This window comes from uncultured Algibacter sp., assembly GCF_947487605.1.
Taxonomy (GTDB): Bacteria; Bacteroidota; Bacteroidia; order Flavobacteriales; family Flavobacteriaceae; genus Algibacter_D.
In genome coordinates this window covers 1-847 of the sequence record NZ_CANKXK010000053.1, presented here as the reverse complement: position 1 = coordinate 847, position 847 = coordinate 1, and the positions used below count along the sequence as shown (strand labels likewise).

The following is an 847-nucleotide window of genomic DNA, read 5'->3' as shown; positions in this document are numbered from 1 at the left end:
ACGCTAAAATGCTATCGCATTTCTGCCTCGCTCAAGCAAAATAATAAGGCGACACAAACTATATACGTGAAAGTTACCCAACATTTGAAAACCGTCACGAAAAATAACCTCGAACTGAATTTAAAAGAAGCCACTTCTACTCTATTAGAAATGGCTAAAAATTCCTGTTGGAATAAAATTTCTGACAATACAAGCTACATAATTTCGGAAATAATAAATGACGAGCGGAATTTTTTTGACAAACGAATTGAACGCAAAAAAGTAAACGATAAGAAAAAAACCAAATCGCTTGAACAAATAACGGCCGAATTAAAAGACATTTATGTAAATCTGTACGATATAAACTTGTACGTATATAAAAGCGAAAAGGAAAGCACAATAATTGAAATTCAGTACTATCCGAAATCATCACTGGAATCTGACTTTTATGAAACTGTAAAAAACAATGAGCCAATGCTTCATTGTAAAATTGTTCAACCACCATATATTGCAAAACCACCAAATTCAGTAGAGAAAGAAAGAAAATTTGACGTGAATTGGGAGTTAGGTGGAATTCGATACGAATGGAATAAGTTTTTAGGAATAATACGATTCAAAATTTGGAAATTTAAATATGACCAAAGACAAAAATTACGAAATAAAAACGTTGGGTAACAACGTGTATAAAAAATTGCTAAATTAGTGCTTAATCAAAGGCAGTTGCAATTTTGTTACGTCTGATTTTCCTTCGGAAAATCCTCGCACACAAAACCGCAACTTTCCATACACAAAAACGTTGGGTTTAATAAGCCCGACTTTTGGATCTTCCCAGGTTTATTGTAACAATCGAAAATATAGGATCAATAGT

Annotated in this window: 1 protein-coding gene; it reads left to right on the top strand. The window is 32.6% G+C overall.

The genetic code is table 11. The features are described from left to right. Positions 1 to 654 (top strand): hypothetical protein (locus Q0739_RS14895; RefSeq protein ID WP_298239530.1); only part of this gene is annotated, 654 nt, incomplete at its 5' end. Positions 655 to 847 lie beyond the last annotated feature (193 nt).